This window comes from Pseudomonas cremoricolorata DSM 17059 = NBRC 16634, assembly GCF_000425745.1.
GTDB lineage: Bacteria > Pseudomonadota > Gammaproteobacteria > Pseudomonadales > Pseudomonadaceae > Aquipseudomonas > Aquipseudomonas cremoricolorata.
Genome location: NZ_AUEA01000006.1, coordinates 399,581 through 416,153, shown reverse-complemented (window position 1 = coordinate 416,153; position 16,573 = coordinate 399,581). Strand labels below are relative to the sequence as shown.

Here is a 16,573-nt window from a genome sequence, read left to right as displayed (position 1 = left end):
TTCGTGCCCGTCGCCCAAGCGGTGATCGACACCCCGCTCAAGCTCATCCCCCAACCCGTCTACGGCGAGTACTACAGCACCGCCCGCGACCCGGTCTGGCGACACAAACCGACTCCGGGGAACGTCGATACCTTCGCCTGGTACCAGTGCGACCAACTGGGCACCCCGATGGAGCTGACCGATACCGACGGCCAGATCGCCTGGCGCGGTAACTACAAAGCCTGGGGCCAGGCCACCGAAGAGCGCAGCGACACCGCCAAGCGGAAAAACATCCACAATGCGTTACGCTTTCAGGGGCAGTACTTCGATGTCGAGACGGGGTTGCATTACAACCGGTATCGATATTACGACCCGCGGGTGGGGCGGTTTATCGGCAAGGACCCGATTGGGTTTGCGGGTGGGCTGAATACCTTTGCTTATGCGCCGAGTCCGGGGAATTGGGTTGATCCGCTTGGACTGGCGGCGCACAGAGGGCGGTTCCAAGCCCAAGGGAAAACGCTAGAGGAGTCTGTCAGTTGGGACCAGGACTCTCCTTTGAATGCATCGGATGCAAAAGCCAAAATGGAAGAGCTTAAAAGAAAGCTAACCAGAAAAGATCTGCAGATCAGAGAGCATGCATTTGGGCAGGCTGAGGAATGGATCGAAAGAGTATGCAAATGTGGCGGAATAGACGCCCAGCAAAGCAGAACATTCAGGGTTGAGGGCACTCGCAGGGAGCGAGTGGATGTAGAAGTCAGGGGAGGAAAAGCGTTTACGGAGAAATAGATGTTCGAAGACTACCTTTCAAGCATAGAAACTTACGATAAGCTTGAAGCGCTTATCGCCTCATTTTTCAACGATCACTTGAAAAAAACAAACACCAGACCCGACCAATTCATAACACCCCACTACAGCAATACGTGTAGTGACGGCACTCAATTCAGAGACGCCAACCCTATATTCTCAGTTATTCACATTTCAACAGGAAACGTGTTCAGAGCTGTAATCTGCGATCATGTTGGCGGATACTCAAAAACCCGCGAGCCTATTGAAACAGGGGTAGAAACATGTGTAGTAGCCAAAATCCATGAGCTCGAAAAAATAAAAAAAGACCTACTCGACTGGATTTATTCTCAAACGAAGAAATGACAAATATTATAGTTCAAAAAATTCGATTGCGAAGTATGGAGAGCCAAACGAATATGCATACAGATTCGCCTTAAGCGAACAATGCAAAATGTAGCTTCTCAGGGCTAAGGAGTTATCGAGACAGCCACGCCGATCAATAGGGAAAGTGCGCTATGCTCTCAGGAGCAGTATTTTGATGTCGAGACGGGCTTGCATTACAACCGGTATCGAGATTACGACCTGCGGGTGGGGCAGTTCATTGGCAAGGACCCGTTCACCCAAGAAGCCAACAGCATAGTTCACTCGACGCCACAGAGCTTGTTGCGCAGGTTCAACACGATGTCTGCGCGTCCGGTCTGGGTATCCAGGCCTCAGCCACCTTCCCCCGCCACCCGCCGATCGAACTGAAACCGCCAGCGCACATACAGCAACGCGCTGACGAACAGTCCAAGGCTCAGTGCGACCTCGATCCAGCCGAGCAGGGCTCTGGCTGGGTCGAAGGCGGCGAGCACGCCTTTGATGAAGTACAGGTTGACCACGAAGCAGGTCCAGGCGTGGGCGCGGGCGCTGCCTTTGAGCATGCCCGGCAGCAGCACTAGCAAGGGCAGCAACTCGATGGCCATGATCACCCCGACGCGTGCGCCGTGCAGGTCGGCAAACAGCAGGTTGTTCAGGCCCAGCAGGGCGATCAGCGCGAGGAAGCAGGCCAGGCTGGCGCTGCGGGCAATGCGCAGGCGCGGGGCCAGCCAGTGCAGCGCTGGCAACGGTTTGACCCGTTTAGCCACGGCTCGCCTCCAGCGCCTTGGCGGTGGCGCCGACGCGTTGGCCCAGGGCGCGGCACAGGGCGGTTTCGTGTTCGTCGAGCTGGCGTTTGCCATCGGCCCCGGCATGGTGACTGGCGCCATAGGGCGTGCCGCCGCCGCGGGTGTCGAGCAGGGCCGACTCGCTGTAGGGCAGGCCCAGCACCAGCATGCCGTGGTGCATCAATGGCAGCAGCATCGACAGCAGGGTCGTTTCCTGGCCGCCATGCAGGCTGGCGGTGGAGGTGAATACCGCCGCAGGCTTGCCGACCAGTTCGCCGCCCAGCCACAGGCTGCTGGTGCCATCGAGGAAGTATTTGAGCGGCGCGGCCATGTTGCCGAAGCGGGTAGGGCTGCCCAACACCAGGCCGGCGCAGTGGCGCAGGTCATCGAGGGTGGCGTAGGGGGCGCCGCTGGCGGGGATGTCGGGCGCTACCGCTTCGCATTCGGTGGATATCGCTGGCACGGTTCGTAGCCGCGCTTCCAACCCGCTCAGCTCGATGCCGCGGGCGATGTGCCGGGCCATCTCGCTGGTGGCGCCGTGGCGGCTGTAATACAGCACGAGGATGTAAGGGGCGCTCATGGCAGGATCTCCAGCACGTTTTCAGGCGGGCGACCGATGATTGCACGCTCGCCTGCGCGCAGAATCGGCCGCTCGATCAGCTTGGGGTGTTCGACCATGGCGGCGATCAGTGCTTCGTCATCCAGGCTTGCCTCGGCCAGGTTCAGCGCCTTGTACTCGTCTTCGCCGGTGCGCAGCAGTTGTCGCGCCGAGATACCCAGACGGCCGAGCAGGTCACGCAGGGTGGCGGCGTCCGGCGGGGTTTCCAGGTAGCGCACCACCGTCGGCGCCAGGCCACGGGCTTCAAGCAGCTCCAGGGCGGCTCGGGATTTCGAGCAGCGCGGGTTATGGTAGAGGGTCAGTTCAGGCATGACGGGGTCTCGCTTCCAGCCGGGAGTGGCGGCTATTCTACCCGTCGGGCTGCCTGGCAGGCTGCAAAACTTTGAGAAGGATTGACCCATGGCAAGGCGTTTGGCAGTAGCACTGGCCATCACCGCGAGCCTCTTGCTCGCCGGTTGTGGCGCGGACTATGGCGTGGACCAGGACGGCAAGACCGTCAAGGCCGAGCAGATCGACGGCCACTGGCTGGTACTCAACTATTGGGCGGAATGGTGCGGCCCGTGCCGCACGGAAATCCCTGAACTCAACGCCGCTGCCAAGCAATGGCAGGCGCAGGGTATTCAGGTGCTGGGCGTCAACTTCGATGGCCTGCAAGGCGCCGACCTCAAGGAAGCGGCCAACGCGCTCGGCATCGAATTTACCGTGCTGGCGCAAGACCCCGCCGAGCGTTACGAGCTGCCGCGCAGCGAGGCGTTGCCGGTGACCTACATCATCGATGACAAGGGCAAGGTGCGCGAGCAGTTGCTCGGTGAGCAGACCCTCGAAGGCCTGCACGAGAAGATCACCGCGCTCAAAGGCGGGGCCTGATCGCTTTCACGAGTCGGGGCCGCCGCGTGCGGCCTCGATCGGATCAGTCGTCCTCAGGCCAGAAACGCAGCGCCTGGCCAGTGGCCGGCCAGAACCTGATCTGGCCTTCGGCCGAAGCGTCCCAGCGTTGTACCTTTTCCAGCTCGGCGAGGAACCGCTGTTCCTGCTCCATCAGCGCCGGTGCGCAGAGCTTGCGGGTCTTGCCGACCTTGCCGAAGCTCAGTCGCTGGCCACTGAGGGTGTAGCTGGCGAACCAGTGGTTGCAGCCGGCATTGCCGTAGGCGCGGCCATCGCTGGCCAAGGTCAGGGTGAGGTGGCTGAAGTCCATCAGCGGCCGCTCGCCGATCCACTCCAGCACATAGCCCTGTTCGCGTTGCAGGGGCGGGGGTGGGCTTGCGCAGCCGGCCAGCATCAGGCCCAGCAGCGCCCCGCAGCACAGGCGCTTCATGGCTTTGGCTGGCAGTTCGGGCACAGGTGACGCTCGCCCTGGGCGCTCCAGCCCAGCTCAAGAATACGGGCGCTGGCGGCCGGTTGCCGGGCCTTGTTGCCCAGCGAAGAATCCACGGCGAATTCGAAGTCGAGCACGGCGTCGCAGCTGTCGCACTTGACCTGCCACTCGAGGATTTCCAGCTCCTTGAACGCCGGCCCGCTGGCCACGGCCACCCACTGCCCGTGAGGGTTGATCAGGTGACGTACGGTCTGCACGGTCAGGCGCATCGACAGGGTCTTGCTGCCCTTGAGGCTGACCAGCAGGACGTCGTCCTTCTTGATCGAGCCGCCGTTGCCGGTCACTTGGTAGCGCCCCGGCACCAGCGCCCGGCATTCGATCAAGGTGTGTTGCGGGTTGAACAGGGTGTAGCGGAAATCGTGCTCGACCATGGGTCCTCCAGAAATGGCGCGTATCGTAGGGGCTGTTCCGGTTTCATCGCAACCGCGCCGTGGCCCGATTTCGCAGACCTGGCGTCAACCATCGACCAGATTCTGCGCTTTGCCCATGGCCCAGCCGACGATGTTCTGCAGGGTCGTGTCGGCAATCGCATCCAGCGCCTCACGGGTCAGAAACGCCTGATGGGCGGTGACGATGACATTGGGGAAGGTCAGCAGACGCGCCAGCACGTCGTCCTGCAGCGGATGGCCGGAGCGGTCCTGGAAGAATAGCTGCGCTTCCTCTTCATAGACGTCCAGCCCCAGGTAACCCAGTTGCCCGCTCTTGAGTGCGTCGATCAGCGCCGGGGTGTCGACCAGTGCGCCGCGGCCGGTGTTGATCAGCATCGCCCCAGGCTGCATCTGCGCCAGGCTTTGGGCGTTGATCAGGTGCTCACTGCTGGCGGCCAACGGGCAGTGCAGGCTGACGATACGTGACTGACGCAGCAGTTCGGGCAGCTCCAGGTAGCGGGCGCCGAGTTCGAGCACGCGTGGGTTGGGGTAGGGGTCGCAGGCCAGCAGCTGGCAGCCAAAGCCGGCCATGATGCGGGCGAAGGCTTCGCCGATCTGCCCGGTGCCGACCACCCCGACGGTCTTGCCGTGCAGGTCGAAGCCGGTCAAACCATGCAAGGTGAAATCGCCTTCGCGGGTGCGGTTGTAGGCGCGGTGCAAGCGGCGGTTCAGCGCCATCACTAGCGCTACCGCATGTTCAGCGACGGCGTGCGGCGAATAGGCCGGCACCCGCACCACGTCCAGCCCCAAGTGCGCCGCCCTGGGCAGGTCGACATGGTTGTAGCCGGCCGAACGCAGGGCGATCAGCCGCGTACCGCCGGCGGCCAGGCGCTCCAGCACGTCGGCGTCCAGCTCATCGTTGATGAAGGCGCAGACCACCTCGAAACCGGCCGCCAGCGCTGCGGTGTCGAGGGTCAGGCGGGCGGGCTGGAAGTGCAGGTCCAGCGCAGCTTGCCGGTTGGCCCGGGTAAAGCTGGCCTGGTCGTACTCCTGGCTGCTGAACAGTAGAACGCGCATGGGAAATCCTCGAGGGGCAGGTCAGGCGCCCAGGTGAGCCTGGGCGGCCAGGCGAGCGATGGCGTGGTCCAGTTCATCGAGCGCCTGCAGCATGTGTGGATGTTGCTGCTTGAGCAGGGTTTCACTGCGCTGGCAGGCCGCCCGCAACTGCGGCACACCGCAATAACGCGAGGCACCGTTGAGCCGGTGCACGCGCTCGATCATCGCCTGGCGATCACCGGCCTGACGGGCGGCTTGAATGGCCTCGCGGTCGGCCTCCAGCGAAGCCAGCAGCATCGCCAGCATGTCGGCGGCCAGGTCTGGCTTGCCCGCAGCCAGGCGCAAGCCTTCTTCCGGATCGAGCACGCGCAGTTCGCTGCTGTCGGCCAGTGGCTCATGGCCGCCTTGCGGCTGCGCCGCGCTGAGGTTCAGGCCGGTCCACTTGAGCACCACCTGGGCCAACTGGCGCTCACTGATGGGTTTGGTCAGGTAGTCGTCCATGCCGCTGTGCAGCAGTGCGCGTTTTTCGTTGGCCATGGCATGGGCGGTGAGGGCGACGATCGGCAGCGCCTGCTCGCCCTGGCTGGCTTCCCAGCGACGAATCTGTTCGGTGCAGGCGCATCCATCCATGCCCGGCATCTGCACGTCCATCAGCACCAGGTCGAAGGCTTCGTCCTTGACCGCCTGCACCGCCGCCGGGCCGTTGTCGACCGCGACCACCGTGGCGCACATGTCTTCGAGCAGCGTCTGCACCAGCAGCAGGTTGGCCGGGTTGTCGTCGACGCACAGCACCCGCGGCGAGCGCTGCCCGGCCAGGGCCTGGGGTTCGAGCTGGGCGCGGCGCGGCTGGACGATCTCAAGCAGCAGGCGGCGCAGCTTGCGCGTGCACGACGGCTTGGACAGCAACTGCCCATAGCCATTGGGTAAATAGGGGTGGTACAGCGCCTGCTCGGTGGTCGGGCAGAGCACCACGCATTGGCAACCTTGCTGCTCGAGCTGGCGGTTGATGTGCCCCAGGTGCTCGGGCGAAAGATTCCCCAGGCACACCCCGAGCACAGCGAATTCGAACGGCAACTGCGCTTGGGCAGCCGCTTCGACGGCGTGGGTGAGCTGATCGAACGAGCTGAATGCGGTGACTTTCAGACCACAGTCTTCCAGTTGGTGCTCCAGCGCCTGGCAGGCCAGCTCATGGCTTTCGACGATTGCCACACGGCGTCCGAGCAGGGCTTGCGGCTGGCTGTGGTCGAGGTCGTCATGGGCCTTGGGCAGGGTCAGGGTGATCCAGAATTGCGAGCCTTCCCCAGGCGTGCTGTCGACGCCGATCTCGCCGCCCATCTGTTCGATCAGGCGTTTGGAAATGACCAGGCCCAGGCCGGTGCCGCCGGGCTCGCGCGACAGTGAATTGTCGGCCTGGCTGAAGGCCTGGAACAGCGCACGCACATCCTGCGGCGACAGCCCGATTCCGGTGTCCTGCACGCTGATGCGCAGCTGCGCGCTGTCTTCCTGGTCTTCCTCGACCATGGCGCGGACCACGATGGTGCCCTCGCGGGTGAACTTGATCGCGTTGCTCACCAGGTTGGTCAGAATCTGTTTGAGCCGCAGCGGGTCACCGATCAGCGACAGTGGCGTGTCGCGGTACACCAGGCTGACCAGTTCGAGCTGCTTGGCGTGGGCGGCAGGGGCGAGGATGGTCAGGGTGTCCTGAATCAGATCGCGCAGGTTGAACGGGATGCTGTCGAGCACCAGCTTGCCGGCCTCGATCTTCGAGAAGTCGAGAATTTCGTTGATGATCCCCAGCAGGCTGTCGGCGGATTTCTCGATGGTGCCGAGGTAGTCGAGCTGGCGCGGGGTCAGTTCGCTCTTTTGCAGCAGGTGGGTGAAGCCGACGATGCCATTGAGCGGCGTGCGAATCTCGTGGCTCATGTTGGCGAGAAATTCCGACTTGATGCGGCTGGCCTCCAGAGCCTCCTTGCGCGCCATGTCCAGCTCGATGTTCTGGATCTCGATGGTTTCGAGGTTCTGCCGAACGTCTTCGGTGGCCTGGTCGATGCTGTGTTGCAGTTCTTCGTGGGCGCTGTGCAGGGTCTGCGCCATGCGGTTGATGCCGGCGGCCAGTTCATCCAGTTCATGGCTGCCCATGGCCGGCAGACGCTCTTCCAGATTGCCGTCCTTGAGCTGGTTGACCGCGTGCTGGATGCGGTGCAACGGCTGGTTGATGGCGCGGCTCATGCGCAGTGCCAGCAGCACCGTCAGGCCCAGGCAGCCGAGAATCAGCAGCATGCTGGTGAACAGGTTGCGGTAGCCGCGCAGCAACGTGCCGTCGTGCGACACCTCGACCTCGACCCAGCCCAGCAGCCGCTCGGACTCACCCACCACGGCGTCGGTGGCCAGGTCGCGGTGATGGCCGAACACTGGCATCAGGTAGCGCGTGGCGTCGTTGCCGCTGCGCTCGAGCAGTTGCGTGCCCGTACCGCCGCTGGGCGGTGGGTTGACCATGCTCGGTCCTGCGTGGGCCAAGCGGCTGCGGTCGGCGGCGAGAAAGGCCACGGCGCGCACGTCGGACTGCTCCAGGGCTTCCGCCGCCACCCGCTCCAGTTGACCCCGCGCCTGGCGGGCCAGGGCGGGCGCTGCCAGCGGTGCAAGCTGCTCGGCCAGCAGGGTGCCGCGCTGCAGCAACTGCGTGCGCAATTCGGCCTGTTGCAGCCAGTTGAAATAACAGCCCAGCACCAAGGCCATCAGGCTGGCCGGCAGCAGCGCCAGCAACAGCACGCGGCTGCGAATTCCCAGACGATCGAGCACAGTGTTCTCCTGTACATGTGCCAGCGCGGTCGCGCGCGCTCTGAGCCGGAAAGGTACCCCGGTCGGGTTGAGGTTGCACTGATTAGTCGCGTCGGTACCGGCAAATTCCGGTGATCGTCATGCGCATGGCGCGGTCGTTCCCGGCATATAGCCAGGCGCTATAACCTCCAACGATTGCGAGATATGGCAGGGAAAGGTTTGCCGGTATGATAGGCGCCCCTGTCGCCCGGAATGCGAATTACGCCATGACCTCGCAGTACCCAACCATCGCCGATTGCGTCGGCAATACGCCCCTGGTGCGCCTGCAACGTCTGGCCGGCGACACCAGCAACACCCTGCTGCTCAAGCTTGAAGGCAACAACCCGGCAGGTTCGGTGAAGGACCGTCCGGCGTTGTCGATGATCGCCCGCGCCGAACTGCGAGGCTTGATCAAGCCGGGCGACACGCTGATCGAAGCGACCTCCGGCAACACCGGCATCGCCCTGGCCATGGCGGCGGCGATCAAGGGCTACAAGATGATCCTGATCATGCCCGACAACTCCACGGCCGAGCGCAAGGCGGCGATGACCGCCTACGGTGCCGAGTTGCTGTTGGTGAGCAAGGAAGAGGGCATGGAAGGCGCCCGCGACCTGGCCGAGCGCTTGCAGGCCGAAGGGCGTGGTCGGGTCCTCGATCAGTTCGGCAACGGTGACAACCCGATTGCCCACTACCACAGCACCGGTCCGGAAATCTGGCAGCAGACCCACGGCAGCGTGACCCACTTCATCAGCTCGATGGGCACCACCGGCACCATCATGGGTTGCTCGCAATACCTCAAGGAACAGAACCCTGCGGTGCAGATCATCGGTCTGCAGCCGATGGACGGCTCGGCCATTCCCGGCATTCGCCGCTGGCCCGAGGCGTACCTGCCGAAGATCTTCGACGCCAGCCGGGTCGACCAAGTGCTCGACATGTCCCAGGAAGAGGCCGAGCAGACCACCCTGCGCCTGGCGCGCGAAGAGGGGATTTTCTGCGGCGTCTCGTCCGGCGGTGCGGTGGCTGGCATGTTGCGCCTGTCGCGTGAGCTGGAAAACGCGGTGCTGGTCGCGATCATCTGCGACCGTGGCGACCGTTACCTGTCCACTGGCCTGTTCGACGCACCCTGATGTCCAGAAAGAAATCCTCCAGCAGCCTGCGCTTCCAGCCCACTGGCGGCGATCGTGCAGCCCAAGCCCAGGTGCCGACCGGCAAGAAACAGCGGCTGAGCATCGAGCGCCTGGCCGGCGATGGCCGCGGCGTCGCCTTCCTGGAAGGGCGCACCTGGTTCGTCAGCGGCGCCCTGGCCGGGGAAGAGGTCGAAGCACGGGTGCTCAATGCCCGCGGCAAGGTGGTCGAAGCACGCCTGGAACGGTTGCTGCAAGCCAGCGCCGAACGCGTCGAGGCGCCGTGCCGGCACTATGCGCGCTGTGGCGGCTGCAACCTGCAACACCTGCCCCATGATCAACAACTGGCGCTCAAGCAGCGCACCCTGGCCGAACAACTGCAACGGGTGGCGGGCATCCAGCCGCAATCCTGGGCACCGCCGCTGTCCGGCCCGGCGTTCGGCTATCGACGCCGCGCGCGGGTGGCGGTGCGCTGGGATGCCAAGGCGCAGCACCTGGCCGTCGGTTTTCGCGCCGAGGCCAGTCAGGACATCATCGCCATCGAAGAATGTCCGGTGCTGGTACAGCCCTTGCAGACGATCCTGCGGCATTTGCCGACGGTGCTGCGCAGCCTGAGCAAACCCCAGGCGCTGGGCCACGTCGAGCTGTTCAGTGGCACCGCCGAAGCGCTGCTGGTGCGCCATGTCAGCGCATTGCCCGAGGCTGATCTGCAGCGTTTGCAGGCGTTCTGCGAGCAGGCCGGCGCGCAGCTGTGGCTGCAAGGTGAAGGCGAGCCTGCGCCCTACCTGGCAGGTGCCGCCCTGGGCTTCGAGCTGGCGCCCTGGAAGCTGCGTCTGGCCTGGCGACCGGGGGATTTCGTGCAGGTCAATGCCGCGGTCAACACGGCGATGATTGAGCAGGCGCTCGACTGGCTGGCACCGCAGGCCGACCAGCGTGTGCTCGACCTGTTCTGCGGCCTGGGCAACTTCGCCCTGCCGCTGGCCGGCCGGGCCCGTGAGGTGGTGGCCGTGGAAGGGGTGCAGGCCATGGTCGAGCGGGCTGCGGCCAATGCCAGCGACAACGATGTGCATAACGCGGCCTTTTTTCAGGCCGATTTGACCCAGCCTTTGGCCGGCGCCGAGTGGGCCGCCGAGGGCTTTTCTGCGGTACTCTTGGACCCACCGCGCGACGGTGCTTTTGAGGTTGTGCGACACATCGCACAGCTCAAGGCGAAAAGGCTGGTTTACGTATCATGTAACCCGGCAACCCTCGCGCGCGATGCACAGGTGCTGGTCAACCAGGGGTACCGGTTAACAAGGGCCGGGATTCTCGACATGTTTCCTCAGACGGCGCATGTCGAAGCCATGGCGTTATTCGAAGCGGGCTAGGCTTGCTGCCAGCCGCTTGGCGCGGCTTCCAGGGAATGGAGGCCGCGCAGATGAAAGCCAGTACGTCCGTGGGGCGTGCTGTTATGGAAAGGTGGAACACAGATGGTACAGGTGAGAGTGCACCAGCCGGTCAATACCGACGGCAGTATCAATCTCGAAGGATGGCTGGATCATGTCACGAGTGTCGACACGGCACTCGACCGGACGGAACTGGCCCTGGCCTGCGAGTTCGCTCAGGATGTCGAGAAGAATGGCAACCCGGCCAAGCATTCCTGGGCCGACGGCACCTCGAGTTTTCAGGCCGGCCTGGAAATCGCGGAAATTCTCGCTGACCTCAAGCTCGACCAGGATTCGCTGGTCGCCGCGCTGATCTATCGCTCGGTACGCGAAGGCAAGGTTACCCTGGCCGAGGTAGGCCAGCGCTTCGGCCCGGTGGTGTCCAAGCTGATCGACGGCGTGCTGCGCATGGCCGCCATCAGCGCCAGCCTGAGCCCGCGCCAGTCGCTGGTGCTGGGCTCGCAGGCGCAGGTCGAGAACCTGCGCAAGATGCTCGTGGCGATGGTCGATGACGTGCGCGTGGCGCTGATCAAGCTGGCCGAGCGCACCTGCGCGATCCGTGCGGTGAAGGCCGCCGACGACGAAAAGCGCCTGCGCGTGGCGCGCGAAGTGTTCGATATCTACGCGCCACTGGCCCACCGCCTGGGCATCGGCCACATCAAGTGGGAACTCGAAGATCTCTCGTTCCGCTACCTCGAACCCGACCAGTACAAGCAGATCGCCAAGCTGCTGCACGAGCGTCGCCTCGACCGCGAGCGCTTCATCAGCGATGTGATGAACCAGCTGCAGAACGAACTGCTGGCCACCGGCGTGAATGCCGACATCAGCGGTCGGGCGAAACATATCTATTCGATCTGGCGCAAGATGCAGCGCAAAGGGTTGGAATTCAGCCAGATCTACGACGTGCGCGCGGTACGCGTGCTGGTGCCGGAAATCCGCGACTGCTACACCGCGCTGGGCATCGTCCATACCCTTTGGCGGCATATTCCCAAGGAGTTCGACGACTACATCGCCAACCCCAAGGAAAACGGCTACCGCTCGCTGCACACCGCGGTGATCGGCCCCGAAGGCAAGGTGCTGGAGGTGCAGATTCGCACCCATGGCATGCACGAGGAAGCCGAGCTGGGCGTGTGCGCGCACTGGAAGTACAAAGGCACCGACGTCAAGGGTGGCTCCAACCACTACGAAGAAAAGATTTCCTGGCTGCGCCAAGTGCTGGAGTGGCACGAAGAGCTGGGCGACATCGGCGGCCTGGCCGAGCAACTGCGCGTCGACATCGAGCCTGACCGGGTCTACATCTTCACCCCCGACGGCCATGCCATTGACCTGCCCAAAGGCGCCACGCCGCTCGACTTCGCCTACCGCGTGCACACCGAAATCGGCCATAACTGCCGCGGTGCGAAGATCAACGGGCGCATCGTCCCGCTCAACTATGTACTGCAGACCGGCGAGCAGGTCGAGATCATCACCAGCAAGCACGGTAGCCCCAGCCGCGACTGGCTGAACTCCAACCTTGGTTACGTCAACACCTCGCGGGCCAGGGCGAAGATCGTCCACTGGTTCAAGTTGCAGGCACGCGATCAGAACGTCGCTGCTGGCCGCACGTTGCTGGAGCGCGAGCTGAGCCGCTTGGGCTTGCCGCAGGTCGACTTCGAGCGCCTGGCCGAGAAGGCCAACGTCAAGACCGCCGAAGACATGTTCGCCGCCCTCGGCGCGGGTGATCTGCGCTTGGCGCAGATGGTCAACGCTGCGCAGCAGTTGCTCGAGCCAGACCGCAGCGAGCAGGTCGAGCTGATCACCCGCAAGCCCACCAGCCGTTCAGGTAAACGCGGCGATATTCGTATCCAGGGCGTCGGCAACCTGCTCACGCAGATGGCCGGCTGCTGCCAGCCGCTGCCAGGCGATGCCATCGTCGGCTACATCACCCAGGGCCGCGGGGTCAGCATCCATCGTCAGGACTGTGCCTCGGTGCTGCAACTGGCGGGCAAGGAGCCCGAGCGCATCATCCAGGTGAGCTGGGGCCCGATTCCGGTGCAGACCTACCCGGTCGACATCGTCGTGCGCGCCTACGACCGCCCTGGCCTGCTGCGCGACGTCTCGCAGGTGCTGCTCAACGAGAAGATCAACGTGCTGGCGGTCAACACCCGCTCGAACAAGGACGACAACACTGCGTTGATGTCGCTGACCATCGAGATTCCCGGCCTGGACGCCCTCGGTCGTTTGCTTGGGCGTATCTCGCAGTTGCCGAACATCATCGAGACGCGGCGTAACCGTACCCCGTGAGCCTCGGCTCAAGGCTGCACGAAGGAAGTGTCATGACCCATACCCTGGACGATCTGCTGCACCTCATGGCCCGTCTGCGTGACCCGCAACACGGCTGCCCGTGGGATCTCAAACAGGACTACGCAAGCATCGTCCCGCACACCCTGGAGGAGGCCTATGAAGTGGCCGACACCATCGAACGCGGTGATTTCCAGCACCTGCAAGGCGAGTTGGGCGACCTGCTGTTTCAGGTGGTGTATTACAGCCAGCTCGCGCGCGAGGACGGACGGTTCGACTTCGCCGGCGTGGTCGATGCCATCACCCGCAAGCTGATTCGACGTCATCCACATGTGTTCCCCACGGGCGATCTGCGCGCCCCGCTGGATACGCCGCGGCTCAGTGAGGAACAGGTCAAGCAGCGCTGGGAGGCGATCAAGGCCGAAGAACGCGCCGAGCAGGCCAGCAGCCCGCAGCAACTGTCGTTGCTCGACGACGTGCCGGCCAGTCTGCCGGCGCTTTCACGGGCGGCAAAGCTGCAGAAGCGCGCCGCTACGGTGGGCTTCGACTGGCCCGAGGCCTTGCCGGTGCTGGACAAGGTGCGCGAGGAACTCGATGAAGTGTTGCAGGCCATGGCCGCAGGCGACGCCGATGCGGTGCGGGACGAACTTGGCGACCTGCTGTTCGCCACCGTCAACCTGGCACGCCATCTCAAGCACGACCCCGAACACGCCCTGCGTCGCGCCAATGCGAAATTCGAGCGACGCTTTCGTTTCATCGAGCAGGCCTTGCGAGAGCAAGGCCTGCCGATCGAAGATCGTACCCTCGACGAACTGGACGCCCTGTGGGGCGAAGCCAAGCGTCAGGAAAAGAACCTGCCCAGCTGCGGCTGAGCTGATGCATAAGTGAGTGAACATCGATGAGCCTTTCCCTTCGCGACCAATTGCTCAAGGCCGGTCTGGTCAACCAGAAACAGGTTTCCCAGACCAACAAGGCCGAGAAGAAACAAAAACGCCTGGTGCAAAAAGGCCAGGCCGAGGCTGACGATTCGCAGCAGCGCCTGGCCAAGGAAGCCATGGCCGACAAGGCCAAGCGCGATCAGGAACTCAACCGCGCTCAGCAGGAAAAGGCCGAGCAGAAGGCCCGTGCGGCGCAGGTCAAGCAACTGATCGAAGCCACCCGCCTGCCCAAGCTGACCACCGAGGACTACTTCAACTTCGTCGACGACAAGAAGGTCAAGCGCATCGCCGTCAACGCGCTGATGCGCAGCAAGTTGAGCAATGGCTCGCTGGCAGTGGTGTCCCATGGCGGGGGCTATGAAGTTATTCCGCGGGAAGCGGCGCTGAAGATTCAGGAGCGCGATGCGCACCGCATCCTGCTGCTCAACACCCACGTCGAGGAAGCCGACGAAGCGGATGATCCGTATGCGGCGTACAAGATTCCTGACGATCTGATGTGGTAACGGCTTCGCGGCCAAAGCCGCTCACACCAACAGGGCATTTCACCCGGTGGGAGGCGCCTTGGCCGCGAACGATTCAATGCGGTTCGTCGCGCTGGCTTTCCCAGCCTTCGAGCTCTGCGCGGTATTGCTGGGCTTGTTGTTCGTCATGGAACATGCCCACCAACTCGCCTTGCTGATGCACATCCCAGATGCGCACACCGGCGGCCAGGCCTTCGTGGGACATTTTCGATTCATCGCGTTCGGTTACTTGAACAGTCATCGTCAAACTCCACTTCTGGTTGATTGCGACACGATGTCGCAGGCCTTAGTTATAGAGTTTGATAGCAGGCTAAGTAAATAAAACGGCGATTAAACATCTTTCATGCAACCGCCTCGGGTGCCTGGCAGTCGCGCACTGCCAGGCCACTTCTGCGCCGGTTCAGCCCTTGCGCGGGCTCAGAATCAGCAGGGTCAGCAGACCCGCGATGATCCCCCAGAACGCTGAGCCAATCGACAGCAGACTCATGCCAGATGCGGTGACCATGAAGGTGATCAGCGCGGCCTCGCGCTCGCGCGCCTCGGCCATGGCGATGCTCAGGCCATTGATGATCGAGCCGAGCAGCGCCAGCGCGGCGATCGACAGCACCAGTTCCTTGGGCAGGGCTGCGAAGAGCGCAGCCAGGGTTGCGCCGAAGGTTCCCCCCACGGCATAGAACAGGCCGCACCAAACCGCTGCGGTGTAGCGCTTGGCGGGGTCTTCATGGGCGTGCGGGCCGGTGCAGATCGCGGCACTGATCGCCGCCAGGTTCACCCCATGGGAGCCGAACGGGGCCATTAGCAGCGAGGCCAGCCCAGTGCTGGTGATCAGCGGTGAGGCAGGCACCTGGTAGCCATCGGCGCGCAATACCGCGATGCCTGGCATGTTCTGCGAGGTCATGGCCACGACGAACAGCGGAATGCCGATGCTGATGGTGGCGGCGACTGAAAAGCTCGGCGTGGTCCACACCGGCGTCGCCAGCTCCAGGCTGAACCTGCTGAAGTCGAGCAGGCCCAGCGCGCCGGACAGCCCGGTGCCGACCAGCAGCGCGGCGAGAACGCAGTAGCGCGGCGAGACGCGCTTGACCAGCAGATAACTGAAGAACATGCCCAGCACCAACAGGGTGCGGTGCTGCGCGGCGAGGAAGATTTCGCTGCCTATCTTGAACAGGATGCCCGCCAGCAGCGCTGCTGCCAGCGAGGCGGGAATACGCCGCATCAGCCGCTCGAAGCTGCCCGTCAGGCCGCAGATCACCACCAGCACGGCGCAGGTAATGTAGGCGCCAATGGCTTCTGCGTAACTGACGCCGCCCAGGCTGGTAATCAGCAGTGCCGCACCCGGCGTCGACCAGGCCACGGTGATCGGTGTGCGGTAGCGCAGCGAAAGGCCGATGCTGCACACCGCCATGCCGATCGACAGGGCCCAGATCCACGAAGAAATCTGCGCGCTGCTCAGCCCCGCTGCCTGACCCGCCTGGAACATCAGCACCAGCGAGCTGGTGTAGCCGGTGAGCATGGCGATGAAGCCAGCGACCATGGCAGACGGCGAAGAATCGGCCAGCGGCCGTAGACGAGCAGGTTTGGCGACGGACATGAGGCGGCTCTCTGAACGAATGTAAGCAGTTCTTTCAGCCTACGTGTTACGCCGCTTCGAGGGGCAGTACAGCCAAGTGCAGGTTTGGCCGTACAGTTATCACTTCACTCAATGCCGGTTTAACTGTGCCGGTCAGACGTTGGCAAAGCGCTGATCGAGGTAGGCAATGATGTCGTTGGATTCGTACATCCAGCGCACCTGGCCGGCTTCCTCGATGCGCAGGCACGGCACCTTGATGCGACCGCCGCCTTCGAGCAGCGCCTGGCGATGGACCGGGTCGTGCTTGGCGTCGCGCAGCGTCACGGGCACGTTGAGCCGGTGCATGGCACGACGCGTCTTGACGCAGAACGGGCAGGCGTGGAACTGGTACAGGGCCAGCTCACGGGCCTGCTCTTCGACCTTGGCCTGGGCCGCGGCGTCGCGCTTGCGCTTGGCCGGACGGCTGATCCAGTCGCCGAACACGATGAGCTGGCCGAGACCGACCCGCAGGGCTTTGACGATCATGAGAACACTCCTGGAAAGCAAGAAACGAAAAAGCCGACCCGCAAGG

At 63.6% G+C, this 16,573-nt stretch carries 19 protein-coding genes; 9 read left to right on the top strand and 10 right to left on the bottom strand.

Annotated elements, in window-relative coordinates; genetic code table 11:
• The 3 genes from H618_RS22070 to H618_RS23325 form a co-directional block, all read left to right on the top strand.
• Positions 1 to 765, top strand: a 765-nt coding sequence (locus H618_RS22070) for an RHS repeat-associated core domain-containing protein (RefSeq protein ID WP_028694704.1), incomplete at its 5' end; no start/stop codon positions are given.
• On the top strand, positions 766 to 1,128 hold the full coding sequence (locus H618_RS22760; protein ID WP_154660634.1) for a hypothetical protein: 363 nt from the start codon (positions 766 to 768) through the stop codon (positions 1,126 to 1,128).
• Positions 1,129 to 1,317: 189 nt separating this feature from the next.
• The gene (locus H618_RS23325; protein WP_425414178.1) at positions 1,318 to 1,515 is read left to right on the top strand and encodes an RHS repeat-associated core domain-containing protein; all 198 of its coding nucleotides are present in this window, start codon (positions 1,318 to 1,320) and stop codon (positions 1,513 to 1,515) included.
• Here H618_RS23325 and H618_RS0108650 read toward each other — a convergent pair.
• The 3 genes from H618_RS0108650 to arsC are packed head-to-tail and all read right to left on the bottom strand — an operon-like array spanning position 1,479 to position 2,840.
• Complete coding sequence (locus H618_RS0108650) at positions 1,479 to 1,892, bottom strand: DUF2069 domain-containing protein (RefSeq protein ID WP_028694703.1); 414 nt, start codon at positions 1,890 to 1,892, stop codon at positions 1,479 to 1,481. The genes H618_RS23325 and H618_RS0108650 overlap by 37 nt on opposite strands.
• A complete protein-coding gene (gene wrbA / locus H618_RS0108645) occupies positions 1,885 to 2,490 on the bottom strand; it encodes an NAD(P)H:quinone oxidoreductase (RefSeq protein WP_028694702.1) in 606 nt (201 codons plus the stop codon). The genes H618_RS0108650 and wrbA overlap by 8 nt, the downstream gene beginning before the upstream one ends.
• A complete protein-coding gene (gene arsC / locus H618_RS0108640) occupies positions 2,487 to 2,840 on the bottom strand; it encodes an arsenate reductase (glutaredoxin) (protein ID WP_028694701.1) in 354 nt (117 codons plus the stop codon). The genes wrbA and arsC overlap by 4 nt, the downstream gene beginning before the upstream one ends.
• Positions 2,841 to 2,928: 88 nt before the next feature.
• Here arsC and H618_RS0108635 point away from each other — a divergent pair, with 88 nt between their 5' ends.
• The gene (locus H618_RS0108635; protein WP_028694700.1) at positions 2,929 to 3,396 is read left to right on the top strand and encodes a TlpA disulfide reductase family protein; all 468 of its coding nucleotides are present in this window, start codon (positions 2,929 to 2,931) and stop codon (positions 3,394 to 3,396) included.
• A gap of 43 nt (positions 3,397 to 3,439) precedes the next feature.
• Here H618_RS0108635 and H618_RS0108630 read toward each other — a convergent pair whose 3' ends face one another.
• The 4 genes from H618_RS0108630 to H618_RS0108615 all read right to left on the bottom strand — a co-directional run bounded on the left by H618_RS0108630 (position 3,440) and on the right by H618_RS0108615 (position 8,127).
• Positions 3,440 to 3,844: an META domain-containing protein gene (locus tag H618_RS0108630; protein ID WP_028694699.1), complete on the bottom strand. Its 405-nt coding sequence runs from the start codon at positions 3,842 to 3,844 to the stop codon at positions 3,440 to 3,442.
• Positions 3,841 to 4,275: a hypothetical protein gene (locus H618_RS0108625; protein WP_028694698.1), complete on the bottom strand. Its 435-nt coding sequence runs from the start codon at positions 4,273 to 4,275 to the stop codon at positions 3,841 to 3,843. Before H618_RS0108625 ends, H618_RS0108630 begins: the two co-directional genes overlap by 4 nt.
• Before the next feature lie 84 nt (positions 4,276 to 4,359).
• A complete protein-coding gene (locus H618_RS0108620; RefSeq protein ID WP_028694697.1) occupies positions 4,360 to 5,349 on the bottom strand; it encodes a 2-hydroxyacid dehydrogenase in 990 nt (329 codons plus the stop codon).
• 21 nt (positions 5,350 to 5,370) lie between these two features.
• Positions 5,371 to 8,127, bottom strand: coding sequence for a response regulator (locus H618_RS0108615; RefSeq protein WP_028694696.1), 2,757 nt, complete (start codon positions 8,125 to 8,127; stop codon positions 5,371 to 5,373).
• A gap of 245 nt (positions 8,128 to 8,372) precedes the next feature.
• On the opposite strand from H618_RS0108615, the gene cysM reads away from it, so the two are divergent.
• From cysM to H618_RS0108590, 5 genes are all read left to right on the top strand, one after another.
• Complete coding sequence (cysM, locus tag H618_RS0108610) at positions 8,373 to 9,272, top strand: cysteine synthase CysM (protein ID WP_028694695.1); 900 nt, start codon at positions 8,373 to 8,375, stop codon at positions 9,270 to 9,272.
• Positions 9,272 to 10,636: a 23S rRNA (uracil(1939)-C(5))-methyltransferase RlmD gene (gene rlmD / locus H618_RS0108605; protein WP_028694694.1), complete on the top strand. Its 1,365-nt coding sequence runs from the start codon at positions 9,272 to 9,274 to the stop codon at positions 10,634 to 10,636. Before cysM ends, rlmD begins: the two co-directional genes overlap by 1 nt.
• Positions 10,637 to 10,738: 102 nt before the next feature.
• Positions 10,739 to 12,976, top strand: a complete 2,238-nt coding sequence (gene relA, locus H618_RS0108600) for a GTP diphosphokinase (protein ID WP_028694693.1) — start codon at positions 10,739 to 10,741, stop codon at positions 12,974 to 12,976.
• A gap of 32 nt (positions 12,977 to 13,008) precedes the next feature.
• Positions 13,009 to 13,845: a nucleoside triphosphate pyrophosphohydrolase gene (mazG, locus tag H618_RS0108595; RefSeq protein ID WP_028694692.1), complete on the top strand. Its 837-nt coding sequence runs from the start codon at positions 13,009 to 13,011 to the stop codon at positions 13,843 to 13,845.
• A 26-nt stretch (positions 13,846 to 13,871) separates the two neighbouring features.
• Positions 13,872 to 14,414, top strand: a complete 543-nt coding sequence (locus H618_RS0108590) for a DUF2058 domain-containing protein (RefSeq protein WP_028694691.1) — start codon at positions 13,872 to 13,874, stop codon at positions 14,412 to 14,414.
• Positions 14,415 to 14,487: 73 nt separating this feature from the next.
• On the opposite strand, the gene H618_RS0108585 is transcribed toward H618_RS0108590, so the two are convergent.
• The 3 genes from H618_RS0108585 to H618_RS0108575 form a co-directional block, all read right to left on the bottom strand.
• Positions 14,488 to 14,673, bottom strand: coding sequence for a hypothetical protein (locus H618_RS0108585; protein WP_028694690.1), 186 nt, complete (start codon positions 14,671 to 14,673; stop codon positions 14,488 to 14,490).
• 159 nt (positions 14,674 to 14,832) lie between these two features.
• Positions 14,833 to 16,023 carry a benzoate/H(+) symporter BenE family transporter gene (locus H618_RS0108580; protein ID WP_028694689.1) on the bottom strand — a complete coding sequence of 397 codons (1,191 nt, stop codon included), beginning with the start codon at positions 16,021 to 16,023 and terminating at the stop codon, positions 14,833 to 14,835.
• A gap of 132 nt (positions 16,024 to 16,155) precedes the next feature.
• Positions 16,156 to 16,527, bottom strand: a complete 372-nt coding sequence (locus H618_RS0108575; protein ID WP_028694688.1) for a glutaredoxin family protein — start codon at positions 16,525 to 16,527, stop codon at positions 16,156 to 16,158.
• Positions 16,528 to 16,573: the final 46 nt, after the last annotated feature.